At 72.1% G+C, this 20490-nt stretch carries 16 protein-coding genes and 1 pseudogene; 6 read left to right on the top strand and 11 right to left on the bottom strand.

Annotated elements, in window-relative coordinates:
* Nucleotides 1-99: 99 nt before the first annotated feature.
* Together serC and ABZ714_RS33560 are read right to left on the bottom strand one after the other, a co-directional pair.
* Nucleotides 100-1218 carry a phosphoserine transaminase gene (gene serC, locus ABZ714_RS33565; RefSeq protein WP_358829155.1) on the bottom strand — a complete coding sequence of 373 codons (1119 nt, stop codon included), beginning with the start codon at nt 1216-1218 and terminating at the stop codon, nt 100-102.
* Nucleotides 1219-1319: 101 nt separating this feature from the next.
* Nucleotides 1320-2033, bottom strand: a complete 714-nt coding sequence (locus ABZ714_RS33560; RefSeq protein ID WP_358829154.1) for an ATP/GTP-binding protein — start codon at nt 2031-2033, stop codon at nt 1320-1322.
* Between the two features lie 243 nt (nt 2034-2276).
* Between ABZ714_RS33560 and ABZ714_RS33555 the strand changes: the two genes are divergently transcribed.
* Nucleotides 2277-5321: an FAD-binding and (Fe-S)-binding domain-containing protein gene (locus ABZ714_RS33555; RefSeq protein WP_358829153.1), complete on the top strand. Its 3045-nt coding sequence runs from the start codon at nt 2277-2279 to the stop codon at nt 5319-5321.
* Between the two features lie 37 nt (nt 5322-5358).
* Here ABZ714_RS33555 and ABZ714_RS33550 read toward each other — a convergent pair whose 3' ends face one another.
* From ABZ714_RS33550 to ABZ714_RS33535, 4 genes are all read right to left on the bottom strand, one after another.
* Nucleotides 5359-5799, bottom strand: coding sequence for a hypothetical protein (locus ABZ714_RS33550; protein WP_358829152.1), 441 nt, complete (start codon nt 5797-5799; stop codon nt 5359-5361).
* 150 nt (nt 5800-5949) lie between these two features.
* Nucleotides 5950-6375 (bottom strand): hypothetical protein, encoded by a 426-nt coding sequence (locus tag ABZ714_RS33545; RefSeq protein WP_358829151.1) that lies wholly within the window; start codon nt 6373-6375, stop codon nt 5950-5952.
* Between the two features lie 157 nt (nt 6376-6532).
* Nucleotides 6533-6745 (bottom strand): cold-shock protein, encoded by a 213-nt coding sequence (locus ABZ714_RS33540; protein ID WP_358829150.1) that lies wholly within the window; start codon nt 6743-6745, stop codon nt 6533-6535.
* A 174-nt stretch (nt 6746-6919) separates the two neighbouring features.
* Complete coding sequence (locus tag ABZ714_RS33535) at nt 6920-7780, bottom strand: LysR substrate-binding domain-containing protein (protein WP_358829149.1); 861 nt, start codon at nt 7778-7780, stop codon at nt 6920-6922.
* A gap of 149 nt (nt 7781-7929) precedes the next feature.
* Between ABZ714_RS33535 and ABZ714_RS33530 the strand changes: the two genes are divergently transcribed.
* On the top strand, nt 7930-8841 hold the full coding sequence (locus tag ABZ714_RS33530; RefSeq protein ID WP_358829157.1) for an EamA family transporter: 912 nt from the start codon (nt 7930-7932) through the stop codon (nt 8839-8841).
* 458 nt (nt 8842-9299) lie between these two features.
* On the opposite strand, the gene ABZ714_RS33525 is transcribed toward ABZ714_RS33530, so the two are convergent.
* Entirely contained in the window at nt 9300-10412 is a 1113-nt protein-coding gene (locus ABZ714_RS33525) for a citrate synthase 2 (protein ID WP_358829148.1), read from the bottom strand.
* A gap of 377 nt (nt 10413-10789) precedes the next feature.
* Between ABZ714_RS33525 and pdxH the strand changes: the two genes are divergently transcribed.
* Nucleotides 10790-11449: a pyridoxamine 5'-phosphate oxidase gene (pdxH, locus tag ABZ714_RS33520; protein WP_358829156.1), complete on the top strand. Its 660-nt coding sequence runs from the start codon at nt 10790-10792 to the stop codon at nt 11447-11449.
* Nucleotides 11450-11756: 307 nt separating this feature from the next.
* On the opposite strand, the gene ABZ714_RS33515 is transcribed toward pdxH, so the two are convergent.
* Entirely contained in the window at nt 11757-12515 is a 759-nt protein-coding gene (locus tag ABZ714_RS33515) for an SIS domain-containing protein (protein ID WP_358829147.1), read from the bottom strand.
* A gap of 450 nt (nt 12516-12965) precedes the next feature.
* Between ABZ714_RS33515 and ABZ714_RS33510 the strand changes: the two genes are divergently transcribed.
* Nucleotides 12966-13658 carry a metal-dependent transcriptional regulator gene (locus ABZ714_RS33510; protein WP_358829146.1) on the top strand — a complete coding sequence of 231 codons (693 nt, stop codon included), beginning with the start codon at nt 12966-12968 and terminating at the stop codon, nt 13656-13658.
* Between the two features lie 1139 nt (nt 13659-14797).
* On the opposite strand, the gene ABZ714_RS33505 is transcribed toward ABZ714_RS33510, so the two are convergent.
* Together ABZ714_RS33505 and ABZ714_RS33500 are read right to left on the bottom strand one after the other, a co-directional pair.
* A complete protein-coding gene (locus ABZ714_RS33505; RefSeq protein ID WP_358829145.1) occupies nt 14798-15136 on the bottom strand; it encodes a MerR family transcriptional regulator in 339 nt (112 codons plus the stop codon).
* A gap of 823 nt (nt 15137-15959) precedes the next feature.
* A pseudogene (locus ABZ714_RS33500) lies at nt 15960-16241 on the bottom strand (recombinase family protein); the annotation flags it as partial.
* A gap of 160 nt (nt 16242-16401) precedes the next feature.
* Between ABZ714_RS33500 and ABZ714_RS33495 the strand changes: the two are divergent.
* A complete protein-coding gene (locus ABZ714_RS33495; protein WP_358829144.1) occupies nt 16402-17625 on the top strand; it encodes a hypothetical protein in 1224 nt (407 codons plus the stop codon).
* Nucleotides 17626-18005: 380 nt separating this feature from the next.
* Entirely contained in the window at nt 18006-18488 is a 483-nt protein-coding gene (locus tag ABZ714_RS33490; protein ID WP_358829143.1) for a subtilase-type protease inhibitor, read from the top strand.
* A 44-nt stretch (nt 18489-18532) separates the two neighbouring features.
* Here ABZ714_RS33490 and ABZ714_RS33485 read toward each other — a convergent pair whose 3' ends face one another.
* Complete coding sequence (locus tag ABZ714_RS33485) at nt 18533-19402, bottom strand: alpha/beta hydrolase (protein WP_358829142.1); 870 nt, start codon at nt 19400-19402, stop codon at nt 18533-18535.
* Nucleotides 19403-20490 lie beyond the last annotated feature (1088 nt).

Here is a 20490-nt window from a genome sequence, read left to right as displayed (position 1 = left end):
GGCGATCTCGCCGATCACGAGTGGGCGGGCAGCGCCAAGATCCGGGATGTGCTGACGGGGCTCTTCGGCGGCCTGTCGCTGCCCGGTTTCCCCGATGGATCAGAGCTGCTCGATCACATAGTCCACACAGGCCGTCAGCGCCTGGACGTCCGCCGGGTCGATCGCCGGGAACATCGCCACCCGCAGCTGGTTGCGCCCCAGCTTCCGGTACGGCTCGGTGTCCACGATCCCGTTGGCCCGCAGCGCCTTGGCGACCGCGGCGGCGTCGACCTCGTCCGCGAAGTCGATGGTGCCGATCACCTGGGAGCGCTGTGCCGGGTCCGCGACGAACGGCTCGGCGTACTTGGAGGCCTCCGCCCAGCCGTACAGCGCCCGCGCCGAGGCGGCGGTCCGGCCGGTCGCGAAGTCCAGTCCGCCCTGCCCGTTGAGCCACTTCAGCTGCTCGTTGAGGAGGAAGAGGGTGGAGAGCGCCGGGGTGTTGTACGTCTGGTTCTTCACCGAGTTGTCGATCGCCGTCGGCAGGCTGAAGAACTCCGGCACATGCCGCCCCGAGGCGTGCACCCGGGCCGCGCGCTCCAGCGCCGCCGGGGAGAAGACCGCGATCCACAGGCCGCCGTCGGCGGCGAAGGACTTCTGCGGGGCGAAGTAGTAGACGTCGGACTCGGTGATGTCGACCGGCAGACCGCCCGCGCCCGAGGTGGCGTCCACCAGGACCAGCGCGCCCTCGTCGGCGCCCGCGACCCGGCGGATCGGGGCGGCGACACCGGTGGAGGTCTCGTTGTGGGTCAGGGCGTAGACATCGGCCCCGGCCTCGGCGACCGGCTCCGGGTGGGTGCCCGGGTCGGAGGCGACGATCGTCGGCTCCGCCAGCCACGGCGCGAGCTTGGCCGCCTTGGCGAACTTCGAGGAGAACTCGCCGAACGACAGGTGCTGGGACTTGTTCTCGATCAGTCCGTGGGTCGCGATGTCCCAGAAGGCGGTGGAGCCGCCGTTGCCGAGGATCACCTCGTAGCCCTCGGGGAGCGAGAAGAGGTCGCTTACGCCCTGACGTACCTCGCCGACCAGGTTTTTCACCGGGGCCTGGCGGTGGGAGGTACCGAGCAGCGATGTGCCGGTGGCGGCGAGGGCGGTGACCGCCTCCGTACGCACCTTGGACGGGCCCGCGCCGAAACGGCCGTCGGCGGGCTTGATGTCAGCGGGAATCTGGATCTCAGCCACGTATCGGAGCGTATCGGGTGTCGCGGGGGAGCCGTGCTCCGGTCCGGCGCTTGAGACGGCCGTCCCGGGTTCCGGGCGGCCGCCGCCCGTCCGGAGCGGGCTCAGCCCTGCCGGTGCAGGGAGAGGTCGTAGAGGTGTTCCACCAGGGCGATCAGCACGAACTTGCTGGACGAGTGGTCCCGGGCGTCGAACTCCACCATCGGTACGTCGGCGTCCAGCGCCAGCGCGTGCCGGATCTGGGCATCGGTGTAGAACGGGCCGCCGAAGTCGTTGACGGCCACGATGTACGGCACCCCGTGGTGCTCCAGCCGGTCCAGCGCGTACCAGGCCTCGGGCAGCCGCCGGGTGTCGACCAGGACGACGGCGCCGATGGTCCCGGAGAGCATCCGCTCCCACAGGAACCAGAACCGTTCCTGGCCCGGGGCGCCGAAGAGATAGAGCACCGCGCGTTCGTCGATGGTGATCCGGCCGAAGTCGAAGGCGACCGTCGTGGCGCTCTTGCGGGACGAGATCCGGCTGGGGTCGTCGAGGGTGAGCCCGGCCGGGCTCATGGTCTCCTCCGTGTGCAGCGGGCGGATCTCGCTCACGGAACGCACCATCGTCGTCTTGCCCACGCCGAAGCCGCCCACGACGACGATCTTCAGCGCGTTCTCGGCGGCCCGCAGGGTCTCCGCCGTGGCCTTCTCCCCGGCCTCGGCGGCGGAGTCCGTGGCGGCCCCGGCCTCGGCCGCTGCCGTCTCCTCGGCCGCATCCGTGGCCGTCTCCGTGGCCGTCTCCGGCGACTGCGGCCGGACCGTCCGCGTGGCGCGCGTCATCGGCGGTGTTCGGTGCCGGTCATCGAGTGTGCCTTCCGAGGGGTGGCGGGGGCAGAACTGGAGCCGAGGGTTCCTGATCAAGTGGTGGTCACTATAGGAGAGTTGGCGATCACTTTGGGCTCTCCGTCAAGTGTTTGCCAAGAGTCCAAGGGCCCTAATGGCCGCGGCACCGGCGTTTCCGCCGGGTTTTCGGCCGGTGTGACATGTGCGACGTACCCCCGTGACGGGGGCATGCTGAGACACATGGCTGACGATCGACGTACGGCGGGGGACGGCGAGGAGCGTACGGGGAACGAGGGGCGCACGGACGCGGACAGGGGTGCGCGGCGCCCCGTACGAGCGGGGGAGCGCGCGGACCGGCACGGCCGGGCGCGGACGGAAAGGGGCGGCGGGTCCGGGGCCGGTCGCGGCGATGGCCCCGGCGATCGCGGCGACTCCGGCGGAGACCGGGACCGGGAACGGGACCGTAAGGAGCTGTACGCGGCCCTGCGCGCCGCCCTCCCGCCCGACGCCGTCGACTTCTCCGCCACCGCCCGCGCCCTTACCACCATGGACGCCTCCAACTACCGCCAAGTCCCCCTCGGCACCGTCGCTCCCCGGCACGCCGACGACGTCGCGGCGGCCCTGGAGGTCTGCCGGACCCACGGCGTCCCCGTCGTCCCCCGGGGCGCCGGTACGTCCGTCGCCGGACAGGCCACCGGAACCGGTGTCGTCCTCGACTTCACCCGCCGGATGAACCAGGTCCGCGAGCTGGACCCGGTGACCCGTACCGCCGTCGTCCAGCCCGGCACCGTACTCGACACCCTCCGCGCCGCCGCCCGCCCCCACGGCCTCACCTTCGGCCCCGACCCCTCCACCCACGCCCGCTGCACTCTCGGCGGAATGATCGGCAACAACGCCTGCGGCGCGCACTCGGTGGTCTGGGGCACCACCGCCGACAACGTCCGCGCCCTCTCCGTCCTCCGCTACGACGGCACCCCCCTCCGGCTCGCCCGAGGCTGGCCGCCCGACACCCCCGGATCGCCGCTCGCCGCCGTCCGCGACCTCGTCGACGCCCATCTCGCCCCGCTCAGGACCGGCTACCCCCGGGACCTGCCGCGCCGGATCTCCGGCTACGCCCTCGACGCGCTGCTCCCCGAGCACGGCCCCGACCTCGCCCGCGCCTTCTGCGGCTCCGAAGGCACCCTGGGCGTGCTCACGGAGGCCGAGGTACGGCTGGTCGCGCCGCCCCCGGCCCGCGCCCTGGCCGTACTCGGCTACCCCGACGAGTCGGCCGCCGCCGACGCCGCGCCCGGCCTGCTGCCCCACCGCCCGCTCACCGTCGAGGGCATGGCCGACGACCTCGTACCCCCGAACGCCCGGAGCGGGCTGCCGCGCGGCCGGGCCTGGCTCTTCGCCGAGACCGGCGGCGCCGGCCCCGCCGAGGCCCGCGCCCGGGCCGGCGCCCTGGTCCGGGCGGCCGGGGCGGCCGACGCCCTGGTCGTCACCGACCCGGCCGCCATGCGGGCCCTGTGGCGGATCCGGGAGGACGCCGCCGGGACCGCGACCCGGATCCCCGGCGGCGGCGAGGCATGGCCCGGCTGGGAGGACTGCGCCGTGCCGCCCGCCCGGCTCGGCGGCTATCTCCGCGACTTCCGGGCCCTGCTGACCTCGTACGGGCTGCGCGGCGCGCCCTTCGGCCACTTCGGCGAGGGCTGCGTCCACATCCGGATCGACTTCGACCTGATCACCGAACCGGGGGTACGGGCGTTCCGCCGGTTCTCCGGGGACCTGGCGGACCTGGTGGTCTCGTACGGCGGCTCGCTCTCCGGCGAGCACGGCGACGGCCGGGCCAGGGCCGAACTGCTGCCGAAGATGTACGGCCCCGAACTCGTCGCCCTCTTCGCCCGGTTCAAGGACCTGTGGGACCCGGACGGCGGCCTCAACCCGGGCATCCTGGTCCGGCCCGCGCCCCTCGACACGGACCTGCGCTTCGCCGTACTGCCCCGGCGGCCGGTCGACGTCGCCTTCGGCTACCCCGCTGACGGCGGCGACTTCCGGGCCGCCGTCCGGCGCTGCGTCGGCGTCGCCAAATGCCGCGACACCGAACCCGGCCAGGGCGTCATGTGCCCCTCCTACCGGGCCACCGGCGAGGAGGCCCACTCCACCCGGGGCCGGGCCCGGCTGCTCCACGAAATGCTCGCGGGCGAGGTGATCCGCGACGGCTGGCGGTCCCGGGAGGTCGCCGACGCGCTCGACCTGTGCCTCTCCTGCAAAGGCTGCCGCAGCGACTGCCCGGTCGGCGTCGACATGGCCACGTACAAGGCGGAATTCCTCCACCACCACTACGCCGGGCGGCTCCGGCCCCGCTCCCACTACACGCTCGGCCGCCTCCCCGGCTGGCTGCGGGCCGCCGCCCCGGCGGCACCCCTGCTCAACGCCCTGGCCCGATTCCGCCCCCTGGCGGCCCTCGCCCGGCACGCCGCCGGAATCACCCCGGAACGCCCCCTCCCGGCGCTGGCGACGCGGATGTTCACCCACTGGGCGCGCGGTGCGCTCGGCGGTGGTGGCGGTGGCCGGGCGGCGCTGCTCTGGCCGGACACCTTCACCGAATATCTGACCCCCGAGGTGGGCCGGGCGGCGGTACGCGTCCTGGCGGCGGCCGGATTCCAACTGTCGCTGCCCCCGGGCCGGGTGTGCTGCGGACTGACATACCTCAGTACGGGCCAGCTCACCCGCGCCCGCGCGGTACTGGACCGGACCCTCGACGTCCTGGGGCCGCTGCCCGAGGGCGTCCCCGTCGTCGTCCTGGAACCGAGCTGCGCGGCGGCCCTCCGTACCGACCTCCCGGAACTGCTCCCCGACGATCCGCGAGCGGCCCGCCTCGCGGCCTCGGTCCGCACCTTCGCGGGCGCGCTGGAGGAGTACGCCCCCGACTGGCAGCCGCCCCGCCTCGACCGCCCGGTCACCGGCCAGACCCACTGCCACCACCACGCGGTCCTCGACCCCGCCCCCGACGCCCGCCTCCGCGCCCGCGCCGGACTCACCGGCGACCTGTCGGGCGGCTGCTGCGGCCTGGCGGGCAACTTCGGCTTCGAGCGGGGCCACTACGAGATCTCGGTCACCTGCGCGGAGGACCAACTCCTCCCGGCGGTCCGCGCCACCCCACCCGGCACCCTGCTCCTGGCGGACGGCTACTCCTGCCGCACCCAACTCACCCACCTCACGAACCGCCGCCCGCGCCACCTGGCGGAGATCCTGGCGGAGGGGCTGGAGGGCGCTGCGAACGGCCCGGCGGGCCGCCCCTGAGGAGGGGCGGCCCGCCGGGGTTCGTCGATCAGAGCATTCAGGAATACTTATTGACCATCTTGTAGGCGAGGAAAGTCTCGGTGCCGTCCCCGTTGACCCGGTAGAGGTTCACAAAGACGTGGTTGGCACCGCCCGCCTTGTCGTACGGGGTGGTGAAACCGTAGTTGAGGCCGGTGCCGGGGCCGATGTTGCAGGCGGTCCGCTTGTGCTCGGAGTATCCGCCGCCGGGATTCGGAGTCTCAATCAGAGCCCGGACGCAGCCGTGGGTGTTCGACTTCACATAGCCGTTGGTGAACTGAATCGAGCGGTCGTGGAAGACGACGTTTCCGGTGGTGTACCCCCCGGCGTGCTGAACGCTGTAGGGAACCGTCGTGGACCGCTCGCCCGCCGGGGCCGCCGATGCCGTGCCCGTGGCGAGCCCGAGGGAGAGGGTGGCGGCGGCGACGGATCCGGCGAATGCCTTGGTCAGAGTCTTCATTACCTATTGCCTTTCGGCCTGGGAAACGATTCTTTGGCTGCGCTGGTCCTCGAAACTTGTTCGCGATCTTTCAACCGGAAGCCTAGGGGTCGGGAAAGGCCCGTAGTTGCCTCTGCGTGCGGACTTGATCGGCCTTCCGTGCGCCGCGGCTCAGGGCCGGTGGATCCGGTTGCCGGCGAGCAGCTCACCGGTGGACGCGTCCGCGTTGACGTGGTGGAGGTCGACCGTGAGGTAGGCGGCGCCGCCCCGCCAGTCGGCGGGCATGGTCAGACGGAAAGGCACGCCCACGCCGATGCTGCAGCCGGTCCGCTCCGCCGTTTCGTAGGAGTTGTCGGGACGCGGGATGGAGAGGACGACTCGGACGCACCCCCTGATGTTCGACCGCACATGTGCGTTGGTGATCTCCACCGACCGGTTGTGGAAGGTGACGTCCCCGGTGGTGTAGCCCTGGAAGTGCCGCACGTTCCAGCTCTGTACGGCTGTCCGGTCGTCGGCCGAGGCCGTTCCGGCGGCGCCCCCTGAGAAAAGGGCGACAGCGGCCAATGTGCTCGCGAAGGCTCGGGTCGTAGTCTTCATATCGGCAGCCTAGAAACGGGAAAAGGGCGATAGTTGTCTCTGTGTGCGGGCTTGATGGACCTTCCGCGCGAATACCGACCGCGTCCGCCGGGGAAAAAGGGCAGGGCCGGGCGCGAGTGTTTCGCGACCGGCCCCGAGGGGTGCGGGAGGTAGGGGACTACACCTCCTTGCGGACCTTGTCCGCCTGCATTCCCTTCTGGCCCTGGACGGCTTCGAAGGAGACCCGGTCGGACTCCGCCAGGGACTTGAAGCCGTTCCCCTCGATCGCCCGGAAGTGGACGAACAGGTCAGGCCCGGACTCGGGGGTGATGAACCCGTAGCCCTTCTCGTCGTTGAACCACTTCACGGTGCCGTTCTGGCGCTCGGACAATGTCGTTCCCCCAGTTCAGGAGCTGTCGGTCGGTTTTCGGCGGATCGCCGGAAACGATCATGGCATGGGTGTGCCGGGGCGTCGGGGGAACGGCACGGAACCACCCGTGGAGAGTACGGACGGGCCGCCGGTGTGACGCCGTCACCCCGGCTCGCCCGGTTCACCCGGTTCGCTTTACGCGCTGCCGCCCGTGACCTCCACCGCCAGCGCCACCAGCGCCGGGACCGCCGGATGGGACGGCGGGTCGTGGTGGGTGAGATGGACCGGGACCGGGGGCAGTCCGGGCAGCGGGCGGTAGACCACGTCCGGATGCGGATGGATCTCCGCCGTGGACGCCGTCGACACCCCCGCGCCCCGGCCCGCCGCGATCGCCGCCAGCCAGTCGTCGGTATTGGTGACCGTGATCGTCGTGGCCGGCCGGGCGTCGGCGGGCCACAGATCGGGGGCCGTGGTGCCGGAGACCGTATTCACCAGCAGCGGCGCCGTCACCAGGTCCGCCGGGGTGATCCGGGGCAGCGCCGCCAGCGGGCCGTCCGCCGTCACCGCCGCGACCCGGGGGTCCGAGAACAGCCGGGTCACCACCAGACCCGGTTCGGCGACCGGGCCTCGGACCACCGCCACGTCCACCGCGCCCCGCAGCAGCCCCGCCGTACGGTCGTCGATCCGCAGCAGCTCCAGCGGGGTGCCGGGCTGCTCCCGCTCCCAGCGCCGCAGCAGCCGGGTGGTGTACGGGCCCAGCGCCGACCAGGCGTGGCCGAGCCGCAGCGGCCGGACCGGCCGCCGGGCCGTGTCGACCGCGTCGTCGAACGCGGACACCGCCGACGCCGCCCGCTCCCGGAAGACCCGCCCCTCCGGGGTGAGCGTCGCATGGTGCGTCGAACGGTCCACCAGCCGGACGCCGAGCTGCCGCTCCAGCGTGGCCAGGGACCGGGAGACGGCGGGCTGGGTGATCCCCAGCCGGGCCGCCGCCCTGGTCAGGCTCGACTCCTCCGCGATCGCCAGGAAGCAGCGGAGGTGACGCAGCTCGATGCTCATGCGTCCGGAGCATAATCGCAGCGCATTATGCATTTCACCGGATGAGCGTCGGCCACTAGCGTGAACATGTGGACAGGGTCGCGAACGAGGGAACAGGGGCGGACACCGCCGCCGTCACGACGACGGCCGCCGGGCCTCCCGAGCGCAGTCTGGGGCCCGTCGGGCTCGTCGTCGGGGGCGCGCTCTCCGTCCAGTTCGGGGCGGCCGTCGCCGTGATGCTGATGGACGAGGTCGGCCCCACCGGCGTCGTCACCCTGCGACTGGTGCTCGCCGCCCTGGTGATGCTGGCCGTCTGCCGCCCCCGGCTGCGCGGCTACTCCCGGGCCGACTGGGGCACCGTGGTCGCCTTCGGGCTCGCCATGGGCGGTATGAACATCCTCTTCTACCAGGCCGTCGACCGGATCCCGCTGGGCCCCGCCGTCACCCTGGAAGTCCTCGGGCCCCTCGCGCTCTCCGTCTTCGTCTCCCGGCGGCTGGTCAGTCTCGTCTGGGCCGGTATAGCCCTCCTCGGAGTCTTCCTGCTGAGCGGCATGGTCACCGGCGGCGGCCACGGCGGCGGTACGTCCGGCGGGCTCGACCCGGTCGGTGCCGCGTACGCCCTCGGGGCCGGGGCGATGTGGGCCGCGTACATCGTCTTCAGCGCCCGCACCGGCCGCCGCTTCCCGCAGGCCGACGGGCTCGCCCTGGCCTTCGGCGTCGCCGCCCTGCTCAGCCTGCCGCTCGGGATCGCCGGATCCGGGGAACGGATCGCCGACCCCACGATCATCGGCCTGGGCCTGGCCGTGGCGCTGATGTCCTCCGTACTCCCGTACACCCTCGAACTCCTGGCCCTGCGCCGCCTGCCGGCCTCCACCTTCGCGGTGATGATGACCCTGGAACCGGCGATCGCGTCCCTCGCCGGGTTCCTCGTCCTCAGCCAGGCGCTCTCCCTCACCGACGCGGTCGCCATCGCGCTGGTGATCGCCGCGAGCGTGGGGGTCGTCCGCACCCAGACGGCGACGGCGTCGGCGGCGCCGAGGCGGCCCCGCCGCAAGGGCTCGCGGGGCTCCCCGCGCCTCTGAAGACTTTTCCCGAGCCTCCTCGGGGAGGAGAGCGCCCTTCGGGCGGGATGGGTGGTGTCTCCTCCGGAGGTGTTCCGACCGCGCGCCGTCGGTGGCCGTTCGCGCAGTTCCGCCCCCTATGCCTTCGGCGATGGGGGACCCCCAGCGCCTTGGCTCTCCGCGGTGCCGCCCCGAACTACCCGGGCCCGCGCCCGGCGCCCTGACGTTGTCGGCGGTCTGCGGACCGTCTGTGGCTTGTCGCGCAGTTCCCCGCGCCCCTGGTTCCCCTTCGCGCCGCCCTTGAGAGGAGGCCGTCCCCCTCACCGGGGGGCCCATTCAGGGATGGTGCTGGGGAGAGCGTTTAGGGGCGCGGGGAACTGCGCGACCAGCCGGCCACGGCCCGCGGACCGCGAACAAGATCAGGCTGCCGGGCGCGGCCCGGGTCGTGGCGCTCACCCGCCGGGCGCGGCCCGGATTGTTCAGCTCGCGCCAGGGGCGCGCAGGCCGTCGTAGCCGGAGATGTCGCGCGGATCGCGGACACTCGGACCCACATAGCGGGCCGACGGGCGGACCAGCCGGCCCGTGCGCTTCTGCTCCAGGATGTGCGCCGACCAGCCCGCCGTACGGGCGCAGGTGAACATCGAGGTGAACATGTGCGCGGGGACCTCCGCGAAGTCGAGCACGATCGCGGCCCAGAACTCGACGTTGGTCTCCAGCACCCGGTCGGGGCGGCGGCTGCGCAGCTCCTCCAGCGCCGCCTTCTCCAGCGCCTCGGCGACCTCGTAACGCGGCGCCGCCAGCTCCTTCGCGGTCCGCCGCAGGACCCGGGCCCGGGGGTCCTCGGCCCGGTAGACCCGGTGTCCGAAGCCCATCAGCCGTTCGCCCTTGTCGAGGGCCTGCCGGACATAGGCGGTGGCGTCGCCGGTGCGTTCGATCTCCTCGATCATCCCGAGCACCCGGGACGGCGCGCCCCCGTGCAGCGGCCCGGACATCGCGCCGACGGCACCGGAGAGCGCGGCGGCGACATCGGCGCCGGTGGAGGCGATCACCCGGGCGGTGAACGTGGACGCGTTCATGCCGTGCTCGGCCGCCGAGGTCCAGTACGCGTCGACTGCCCGGACATGGCGGGGGTCGGGCTCGCCGCGCCAGCGGATCATGAAGCGCTCGACCACGGACCGCGCCTTGTCGATCTCGCGTTGCGGCACCATCGGCAGCCCCTGGCCCCGGGCGCTCTGCGCCACGTACGACAGGGCCATCACGGCCGCCCGTGCCAGATCGTCCCTGGCCCGGGCCTCGTCGATGTCCAGCAGCGGCTTGAGTCCCCAGACGGGCGCCAGCATCGCCAGCGCCGACTGGACGTCGACCCGGATGTCCCCGGAGTGCACCGGGATGGGGAAGGGCTCGGCGGAGGGCAGCCCCGGATCGAAGGCGCCGTCGACCAGCAGACCCCAGACATTGCCGAAGGAGACCCGGCCGACCAGGTCCTCGATGTCGACGCCCCGGTAGCGGAGCGCGCCGCCTTCCTTGTCGGGTTCCGCGATCTCCGTCTCGAAGGCGACGACTCCTTCGAGGCCGGGTACGAAGTCGGACATCAGGCGGCTCCTCACGCTCGTGACGCGTCGGCTCGGGCGGGACGCGTACGACGGTTCGTCGTTCATCCCGGTTGATGCCCCGTACGAACACTGGTCATCCGTTCGATACCGGTGCGACGGGGGAGCCGACACGATAGTCGCAGGTGGGAGCGGTGGTCAGCGTGACGACCAGCACCCCGGACGAAGGATTGCGGCCGGTTGCGGAGGGGCACACTCACCCCCACACAGTTGCGCGCTACACAAGATTTTTTCCGTCCGGTACGGGTGCCCGCGCCGTCCCCACGAGCCAAGGCGGCGGACTCCACGGCAGGATTGCCCCCGTGACCGAACCCCGTCCCGAGCCCGACACCACTCCCGTCACCCCGGATCCCGCGGTGATGCGTGAGCAGTACCGCTCCACGCCCCTGCTGGAGGGGGATCTGGCACCGACGCCGATGGAGCAGTTCGCCCGCTGGTTCCACGACGCGGTCGCCGCCGGCCTCCGGGAGCCGAACGCCGTGGTCGTGGCCACCGCCACCCCCGCCGGACGGCCGTCGACCCGGACGGTCCTGCTGAAGGAGTACGACGCCCGGGGCTTCGTCTTCTTCACCAATTACGGCTCCCGCAAGGGCCGGGAGATCGCGGCGAACCCGTATGTGTCCCTGCTCTTTCCCTGGCATCCGATCGCCCGCCAGGTGATCGTGACGGGCACCGCCGCCCGGATCGGCCGGGAGGAGACGGCGGCGTACTTCCGTACCCGCCCGCACGGCTCCCGGCTGGGCGCCTGGGCGAGCCCGCAGTCGTCGGTGATCGGCTCCCGGGACGAGCTGCACCAGGCCTTCGAGGAGCTGGCCGAGCGCTATCCGGCGGGGGAACCGGTCCCGGTGCCGCCGGAGTGGGGCGGGATCCGGGTCGTACCGGACTCCGTCGAGTTCTGGCAGGGCCACGAGAACCGGCTCCACGACCGGCTGCGGTACGCCTACGAGAAGGAACGCCCGGCGGACGCGGCGGGCGGCGCGGCGGAGGGCCACTGGCGGGTCGAGCGCCTGGCGCCCTGAGCGGCGGGGCGGGACTGGGCTGGGCGGGCACCGCAACGCAGAAACCCGCGAGCTCGGGTTCCTCCTCGCGGAGGAGCCGGCCGGACGTACCGGCGAGCTCGCGGGTCGGTGACTGCTTGGGATTGCGGCAGGTGGCCTGTCGAGAGGCACTGCCAAGAGGCACAAGTGCGACAGCAGGCCGTTTAGCCCGCAGTCACCTCACGCGTCCGGTATGCATACATTCTCCGAACCACCTCCTCTCTCGTGTACGACCCACCCTAGGAACGCCCCGCGACGGGCACAACCGATTAATCGCGGGGTCCCGTCCTCAGCCGTGGCGGTAGAAGATCCGCTCCCGGTTCTCGGTCATCACCCGGCCGTTCCACTCGTGGCCGCCGTCCACGTTCCCCGAGCGCAGCAACGGCGGCTCCACCCCCCGCTCGGCCAGGTTCTCGGCGGCGGCGGCCATCATGGCCTGCATCAGGGCGCTGGTGACCACGGTGGACGCGGGCGAGAAGGGCGCCTCGATCGCGTCATGGGTGAGGACCGTGTCCCCGATGGCGATCTTCGAGTCGAGTACGACGTCGCAGTGGTCCTTCAGGAACGAGCCCGACACATGCCGGGACCTGGTCTCCTCCGCGTACGCCACCGAGGTCACCCCGATCACCTTCAGCCCCAGCGCGCGGGCGTTCACCGCCATCTCCACGGGCAGCGCGTTCCGCCCGGAGAGGGAGATGATCACCAGGACGTCGCCGGACTTCGCCGGGGAGGTGTCGAGTACGGCCCCGGCCAGGCCCTCGACCCGCTCCAGCGCCGAACCGAGCGTCGCCGGGATCACGTCCACCCCGACCACCCCCGGCACGGCCAGCAGATTCATCACCGCGAAGCCGCCGGCCCGGTAGACGACGTCCTGGGCGGCGAGGGAGGAATGCCCGGCGCCGAAGGCGAAGAGCCGGCCACCGGCCGCGACGGTGTCGGCGATCGCCGCGCCCGCCGCGGTGATGTTCTCCGACTCCTCGTTCCGTACGCGTGCCAGCAGATCGATCGCCGCGTCGAAGAACCGACCGGCCAGCTTGCTCTCGCTCATCGCCGAGCCCTTTCGGGAGAAAGTCCGGGAAATTCGGCGGCCTGAGCCGGACACGACATGCCGCGCCCGGGAACCTGCCACCTGGGAAAGCACCGGGAAATACCCCGGGCCGCGGATCACGGTGCGGTCTAAACCATTCCGCTGTCAATACGCTCTCACCGGTGCGGTGCGCGGGTTGTGAGGCGGTTCCGCACGGGTCCTGTGTCCCCGGCGGCGGCGCGTACGACATCCTCCCGTAGCCTTCCCCCAACCTTCCCGCGCCCCGTCCCGAGGCGCGTTCCGCGGTCCGTCCGCCCCCGTCCCGGGAGCGGGCGCGCCCGTATCACGCCTGGTGGTGCGCCTGTACCCCGGTATCCCGGGCAGTGGCTTTCACGGGTGCGGCACGGTTGTCGGTGGGATGCGTAAGAATTGAGTCCGGGGCCGCACCGCACGATTCTTCGAGGGGCACGTATGTCCGGTTTGATCGACACAACGGAGATGTACCTCCGCACCATCCTCGAGCTGGAAGAGGAAGGTGTGGTTCCTATGCGCGCCCGCATCGCCGAGCGGCTCGACCAGAGCGGCCCGACGGTCAGCCAGACCGTCGCCCGAATGGAGCGCGACGGACTGGTGACGGTCGCCGGTGACCGCCATCTGGAACTCACCGAGGAAGGCCGGCGCCTCGCGACCCGGGTGATGCGCAAGCACCGGCTCGCGGAATGCCTCCTCGTCGACGTCATCGGCCTGGAATGGGAACAGGTCCACGCCGAGGCGTGCCGCTGGGAGCACGTGATGAGCGAGGCCGTGGAGCGCCGCGTCCTGGAGCTGCTGCGCCACCCCACGGAATCCCCCTACGGCAACCCCATCCCCGGCCTGGAAGAACTCGGCGAGAAGACCGAGGCCGACCCCTTCCTCGACGCGGGCATGGTCTCCCTCGCCGACCTCGACCCGGGCGCCGAGGGCAAGACCGTCGTCGTCCGCCGGATCGGCGAGCCCATCCAGACCGACGCCCAGCTCATGTACACCCTCCGCCGCGCGGGCGTCCAGCCCGGCTCGGTGGTCAGCGTCACCGAGTCGGCGGGCGGAGTCCTGGTCGGCAGCGGCGGCGAGGCGGCGGAACTCGAATCGGACGTCGCGTCCCACGTCTTCGTCGCGAAGCGCTGAGTCGCCTCCCGCGGGGTCGCCTCCCGCTGCGGGACAGGGTGATCCGGAGCCCCTCGCGTGGGGCCCGTCTGCTGCGGGACAGGGTGCGTGGGGGCACGCACCCTGTCCGCGACGCGGCGGGTGCTTTTCGGCGATGGGGGCCCGCCTCGGCCCTCTGGGCGGGGGCCACGCCACCCGCCCAGCCGGGCGAGCGTTGTCGGGCGACTGCGGGCAGTCGTGGGCTGGTCGCGCGGTTCCGCCCCCTGTGCCTTCGGCGATGGGGGGACCCCCAGCGCTTCGGCCCTCCTGGGCATCGCCCCGAACGACCCGGGCCGCGCCCGGCGGCCTGAGCGTGTTCGCGGTCTGCGGACCGCCTGTGGCTGTTCGCGCAGTTCCCCGCGCCCCTGGGTTGCTCTCCTCGCCGCCCTTGCGATGAGGGCGGCCTCCGGGGGACGAAGCCCTTGGGAGGGCGGGGAGCGGGGGAGCTAGGGGCGCGGGGAACTGCGCGACAAGCCAGCCACCGGGCAGCAGGTGGACCGACGAACCCCAGGTGGCAATCCCCCTCCCCGGGACGGGCTCCAGCCCCAGGAGGCAGGTGCGGTCGGCGTGGTCGGGGGGTGCGGGGTCGCCCCCTGGGGTCCCCCAAAGGCAGCTTTGGGGGAGGACGGCGTAAAAGAAACGGGTCTTCTGAAGAAGACCTCCACTTCCGCCGTCCGTGAGGAGGTGAGCCCGGAGGCCACCGACCCTCCCGACGCCGCACAAGACCGCCCGCATACCGCTGGAGCAACGGTCACGTCTTCAACAGCTGTCGTCTGCCACGAGACCGTCAGTTGTCCTGTCACGTCAGGTGTCAGTGGCGCGTACGGAGTGGGGGCGGGAGTGTCGGGGGGCAGGGTGCGCCGCGTCGACGATGCCCGTGCGGGTGATAGGCCAGGTCCCGGCCGGCCCCCGGGCCGCCAGCGGGCAAGGCGTCCGCCGCGGCGTGACGGCACCGGCCCGCACCCAGCAGCGAGAGGCCGCCGCCGCACCATCTGACAGCCGGGCTGCGGTTGGGGCCGGCCACGGTGGAGACGACGTTGCCCGGGACGCAGAGGTGTCCCGGGCGGCACGTGCCTGAGCCGGCCGCGAAGTCGTTTGGGCGGTTGCCGGTCTTCGCTGTCTCAGTCCGAAGCCGGCGGAGCCGATGATTCGGCGGCACGGCGGTATTCGGCATTGATGCGCTGGGCTTCTTCGAGCTGGTCTTCGAGGATGATGATGCGACAGGCGGCCTCGATCGGGGTCCCGTGGTCGACGAGCTCCCGGGCCCGGGCTGCGATGCGCAGTTGGTAGCGGGAGTAGCGGCGGTGACCGCCCGCGGAGCGGAGCGGAGTGATCAGGCGGGCTTCGCCGATGGCTCGCAGGAAGCCCTGGGTCGTGCCGAGCATCTCGGCGGCCCGGCCCATGGTGTAGGCGGGGTAGTCGTCGTCATCGAGACGGCCGAAGCTGTCGTCTGCTGTCATTGCACCTCTCTGTGGAACACGCTTGAGGGGCCCTGGTGTCGTGTGACACCAGGGCCCCGAAGGAACTGCTACACCATCTGCCGGCCCTGGTACTGCGCCGGCGTTCTGTTTCCGCTGGCCCGACAGGGCTGCTGTCGGGGTCGCGGGGATCGCGGTTGCCTGACCGGAGACCACCTCACTATCGATGTCCTGCGGTACCCGGGCTCAAGACTTCCGCCCGGGCGATCCTGATGGGCGCCTGGCTCCTCCGTTCTTCCTCGGTGATCAACTGCGTACTGCTGGTACTGCGTACTGCTCAGCGGCCTGTGACAGCGCCGCCGTTCGGCAGTCGGCCCCGTCGCGCATCTGCTCCGGCTTGGAACCCCACTGCCGAACCTCCCGGTGCGCGCGTCCGCAGCCGACGCCTTCACCGAGGTACTGCTCACTGAGCCTCACTGCTGGGTACTGCGTCAACTGCGGTACTGCTCACGGCGGCCCCTGATCACTGCGGGCCACCCGGTCCGGCCGCCAGTCCCGTCGCCGTCCTGTAAAAACCCTGGCTTCGAAACTCCGCCACCGCACCGTCCTGCCAACTGCGACTGCGGATGCTGATGCCTGGTAGTTCGTCTCTACCGGGCTCTGCTGACTTCCTTGGCTACGAGAGAAACCATAACCAGACCGCCAGCCAATGTCTACTCCAGGCAGCATAGATTTTCGTGTCTTCAGTGATGAGGTAATCGAACTCGAACGGCGATGGCACCGCGGTTCGCGGCTCACCGGCCCCCGACCCAGGGGTCGAACATCCTGGACCGGCGGGTGGTCGTTGTTCGGCTCGGGGGGCTGATCATCGAAGAGGCCCGCCGATGGGGCGGATGGCGGTGGTCTCGATGCTGGTCTCCGGGGTGGGCGGCGTGTCGCGGGCAGCGCGCAGCAGCTTGTCGTTGACGACCGAAGGCCGGCCGCCGACGCGGCCGCGGGCCCTCGCTGCGGCCAGGCCCTCGTCGGTGCCCTGCGCGATCAGCTCCCGGACGAACTCCGCGAGGGCGGCGAAGACGCGGAAGATGAGCCGGCCGCCGGGGGTGAGGGTGTCGAGCTTCTCGTGCGGCCAGGTGAAGCCGATCCCGCGCGTACGTTCGGGCGTCGGTCGCCCGGGAGCGCGAGGCCAAGCGTCCCGCCCGGCACAGGCGACCCGAGAACAAAAGCCCCGGGGCCAGGAACCCCGCAGCGGGGGGCGCCCCACACCAGGAGCCCCACGGGGGGAGGCGACCTGCCGTAGGTTGACGGGTATGTCGACACCGCCGCCTCCGCATCCGCCGTCTCCGCAGCCCGAGCCAGAGCCCGAGCCGCAGGGCGGCCACGGCCAGTACGAGCAGTACGGCCAGTACGGTCAGGGCCAGTACGGCCAGGGCTACCCGGGCCAGGCCCAGGGCCAAGGCCAGGGCCAGTACGGCGACCCGTACGGCCAGCAGCCGCAGCCGCCGCAGCAACCGCCCTACCGGGACCCCTACGCCGCCCCGTACCCCCCGCAGGCCCCGCCCGGCCAGGGCTACGGCGCCCCGCAGGGCACCCCGCACCCGCAGAGCCCGCCCGGTCAGGGCTACGGCGCTCCGCCGTCGTACGGCTATCCGCCGCAGCCCGACCAGACGCACCCGATACCCACCCCGCCCTCGTTCGGCGCCCCGCAGGGCGGTCCGGGAGGTCCCGGCGGCTGGGGTGGACCGCCCCACCAGGCGCCGCCTCCGGGCGCCGCCCCCACGCCGCCCCCGAAGGGCCGGAGGACCGCCGGGACGATCCTGATCGCCACCGGGGTGATCGCGGGTCTGCTGGTGCTCTCCTGGCTCGGCAACGACTACTTCAGCGATGACGACAAGGACTCGAAGTCGGACACCTCGTCCAGTTCGGGTTCCTCTTCCGGCTCGTCCTCCGGGTCCGGGTCCGGCTCCGGTTCCGGCGGCGGTGGTTCGGAGGGGAAGACCGACGACTTCCCGAAGGCCGAGTTCAAGCTCACCATGCCGCCGACCCTGGTGGACGGGAAGTACAAGTTCACCAATGACATGTCCGAGCTGGGCAGGAAGGCCATCGAGGCCGAGGACCCGCTGATCCGGAACGCCAGGGCCGTCGTCGCCGAGTACAGCGCCGTGGGTGGTCCGCAGAACGGCGCGCTGATCGTGTCGGGGCTCTACGGCCAGATCAAGCAGCCCGATCTGGCCCGTAAGGCGATGCTCCGGGGCAGCGCTTCGGAGAAGAACTCCCGGCTCGCGGTGCCTCCGAAGGACTTCAATCCGGCCGGTTCCGATGTGACGATCAGCTGCCAGGTCATCGTGGCCACCTCGGCCAACATCAAGGTGACGACTCCGGCGTGTGCCTGGGCGGACGGCAATACGGGCGCGACGGTCGCCATCGTGGACCCGAAGGCGATCACGATCGCACCGACGGAGGTCGACCTGGCGCAGGCGGCGGAGACGACGGCGAAGATCCGTAAGGAGATGCGGAAGCCGGTCGCACCGTAACGCGCTGACCGCCGCCCGGCCCCTGCCCGGCGCGGTTCACGCGGCGGCGTCGAACATCGCTCCCCGCCCCGCCCCGGGGCGACGGTTTCCCGTCGAAGCGCTGTGGCTGAAGGAACGTACCGCCTGAGCGTCACCGCAGGTGGGGCGGTTGTTCCAGTACGGACCAGTCAAGATCGTCCGGATACTGGAACGTGTCCGCGTGCCCGTCGCACCCCCCGCGAGCTGCCCGAACGACCATTCGGTCACCTCTTTCGGGGGACGCCCGACCGGAAACGGGCGGCGCACATGCGATTACCATACGCATACGCAAGACTCCCGTCCGCAGTCGCGTCACGCACCACACCCTCGGCGCGACCTCGATGCGAAGGAGTCCTCCAGCCATGCGTCAACTGCCTCTGCGGAGTACGTTCGTCACGGCCGCCGCGCTACTGCTGGGCGTCGGCGGCACCGTGCTGAGTACGGCGGTCGCCCAGCCCGTCGACCGGCCGACCGTCGACCGGCCCGCCGTCGACCGGTCCACCGACAGCCGGGCGCTGTACGCGCCCTCGGCCCTCGTCCTCACCGTCGGCGAGGGCGAGCACCCGGCGGCCACGGTCGCCGAACGCGCCGTCACCCTCTCCTGCGCCCCGCGCGCCACCGGCACCCACCCCGCGCCCGAGGACGCCTGCCGCGAGCTGGAGGCGGCCGGGGGCGACCCCGAAGCCCTGCCGTCGGCGCTGCCGCAGACGCTCTGCACCCGCGAGTACGCCCCCGTGACGGTGACCGCCGACGGCGTCTGGCGGGGCGAGCGGATCGCCTGGTCCGGTACGTACAACAACGGCTGCGAGATGGCGGCGACGCTGGGCGTGGTGTTCTCGTTCTGACGCGAAGGGGGCGACGGGGGCGTAGGGGTGGGCGTACGGGCGCCCTACGCCCCCTCGCCCGCCTCGTCCAACTCGTCCAGGAACGGCCCGATCGCGGCGTGCCAGCGGGCCGGGTGGTCGTAATGCACGAGATGGCCCGCGTCGGGGACCTCCGCATAGGCGCCCCGGGGCAGGACCCGGACCATCTCCTGCGCCTCCGCCCGGCCCAGCTCGCCGTCCGGGCCGCGCACGACGAGCGTCGGACAGCGGACCCGGGCCAGCTCGTCCCAGTGCGCGTCGTGGACGAAGGACTCCCGGACCTTCAGCATCTGGCGGCGGGAGAACACCGGGCGCCAGCCGTCGGCGCGTTCCGCCATCACCTCGGCGTAGAAGTCGCCGCGCGCGGGGTTGGGGCGCTCCACCCATGGATCGTCCTCGCCGAACCATTTCCGTACGTCCGCGAGCGTCGCGAACGGCACCGGCCAGGCACGGAACCACTCCTCCCACTCCCGCTGGGAGGCGGCGCCCGGCGGCGCGGCCCGCATATCGCAGACGATCAGCGCGCGGACCAGGTCCGGACGCTCGGCGGCCAGCCGCCAGGCCGTGAGCGCGCCCATGGCGTGACCGATCACGATCGCCGGGCCCAGCTCCAGGCCCTCCACGGCGGCCTCGGCGTCGGCGACGAACGCCTCCCGGGTGAACGGGCCGTCGGCCGGTTTGTCGCTGCGGCCGTGGCCGCGCTGGTCGAGGGCGACGGCGCGGTAGCGGTCGGAGAGCCAGCGCGCGGTGGCCGCCCAGTGGGAGGCGCGGCCCATCAGCCCGTGGAGCAGGAGTACGCCGGGGGCGGCGGCGCCCTGGGGCTTGGGCGGATCCGCGTACTCCCAGGCGGCCAGGCGCGTGCCCGCCGTTCCGGTCACGTCGATACGGCGCACCATGTGTCCGGCACCCCCTTCTGTCGCCTGTCGCCCGTCGTGTTCACCCGTACGCGATACGCTCAGCCTATCGGAGTTATCGAACTCCTATTCGAATGCGGCCCCCTGCCCGGCTGACGGCGGACAACACCCCACCTTCGAGTGACCACGCCCCAGGGTTGGCGGCGTCCGGCTCGGGGAGATCTTTTGCGGGAGGCGGGCCGCTCGGGGAAGACGGTCCGACGGGAATGACCCTGAGAGCTCGGGGCTCCGGGTCAGCACAGGGGAGGAAGGGCCCCGGCATCCGTGGATGCCGGGGCCCGCTCTTCGCTCCCTCCGAGCCGCGCCGGTGCCGCCCCCGGGGGCCGAAACGGTGAACCCACCCAGAGCGGCGCGGGGCGCATCGAAGGGCGAACGGCGCACGGGGAGCGTGCTGGTCGTGCGAGGGGCGCATCGGCCTGTTCCCTCCACGGCGGCGGTGAGTCATATGCCTCATGCACAGCGTGACACGCGGGGCACCCGGGCGCGGGCGCTTTCCGGGGTTCCTGGCGCGGGGGCGCCTCCCGCGTAGTCGCCTCCCGCTGTGGGGTTCCTGGTCCCCGGGCCCCCGGAGTGGGGGTTGCCTGTGCCAGGCGGGTCGCTTGGCCTCGCGCCCCCGGGCACCGGGTGTGGGTTGCCTGTGGCCAGGCGGGGTCGTTCGCGCCTCAGGCGCCGGCGGGGCTGTGGAGGATGTGCCGTTGCTCCGGCGGTATGCGGGCGGTCTTGTTCTGTGGCGGGAGGGTCGGTGGCCTCCGGGCTCACCTCCTCACGGACGGCGGAAGTGAGGGTCAAGTCTGGAAGACCCGGTCTTCTCCGCCGCCCTCCCCCAAAGCTGCCTTTGGGGGGACCCCCAGGGGGCGACCCTGCACCCCCCGACCACGCCGACTGGTCATGCGTCTTTGTGCTGGAGCCCGTCCCGGGGAGGGGAGGGTGCCACTTGGTGTCGGTGGTCCACCCGCTGGCCGGAGGCTGGCTGGTCGCGCAGTTCCCCGCGCCCCTGAACGCTCTCCCGCTCCCCGCTCTCCCAAGGGCTTCGTCCCTGGAGGGCGGTCCCTTTCCAAGGGCGGCGAGGA

This window comes from Streptomyces sp. NPDC006798, assembly GCF_040635975.1.
Taxonomy (GTDB): Bacteria; Actinomycetota; Actinomycetes; order Streptomycetales; family Streptomycetaceae; genus Streptomyces.
This window is presented reverse-complemented; position numbering and strand designations above follow the sequence as displayed.

Coding starts and splice junctions, on each gene's coding strand:
- ABZ714_RS33560 (WP_358829154.1), bottom strand. CDS start 2,033: ATGACGCGCGCCACGCGGACGGTCCGGCCGCAGTCGCCGGAGACGGCC.
- ABZ714_RS33555 (WP_358829153.1), top strand. CDS start 2,277: ATGGCTGACGATCGACGTACGGCGGGGGACGGCGAGGAGCGTACGGGG.
- ABZ714_RS33550 (WP_358829152.1), bottom strand. CDS start 5,799: ATGAAGACTCTGACCAAGGCATTCGCCGGATCCGTCGCCGCCGCCACC.
- ABZ714_RS33545 (WP_358829151.1), bottom strand. CDS start 6,375: ATGAAGACTACGACCCGAGCCTTCGCGAGCACATTGGCCGCTGTCGCC.
- ABZ714_RS33535 (WP_358829149.1), bottom strand. CDS start 7,780: ATGAGCATCGAGCTGCGTCACCTCCGCTGCTTCCTGGCGATCGCGGAG.
- ABZ714_RS33525 (WP_358829148.1), bottom strand. CDS start 10,412: ATGTCCGACTTCGTACCCGGCCTCGAAGGAGTCGTCGCCTTCGAGACG.
- pdxH (WP_358829156.1), top strand. CDS start 10,790: ATGCGTGAGCAGTACCGCTCCACGCCCCTGCTGGAGGGGGATCTGGCA.
- ABZ714_RS33515 (WP_358829147.1), bottom strand. CDS start 12,515: ATGAGCGAGAGCAAGCTGGCCGGTCGGTTCTTCGACGCGGCGATCGAT.
- ABZ714_RS33510 (WP_358829146.1), top strand. CDS start 12,966: ATGTCCGGTTTGATCGACACAACGGAGATGTACCTCCGCACCATCCTC.
- ABZ714_RS33505 (WP_358829145.1), bottom strand. CDS start 15,136: ATGACAGCAGACGACAGCTTCGGCCGTCTCGATGACGACGACTACCCC.
- ABZ714_RS33495 (WP_358829144.1), top strand. CDS start 16,402: ATGTCGACACCGCCGCCTCCGCATCCGCCGTCTCCGCAGCCCGAGCCA.
- ABZ714_RS33490 (WP_358829143.1), top strand. CDS start 18,006: ATGCGTCAACTGCCTCTGCGGAGTACGTTCGTCACGGCCGCCGCGCTA.
- ABZ714_RS33485 (WP_358829142.1), bottom strand. CDS start 19,402: ATGGTGCGCCGTATCGACGTGACCGGAACGGCGGGCACGCGCCTGGCC.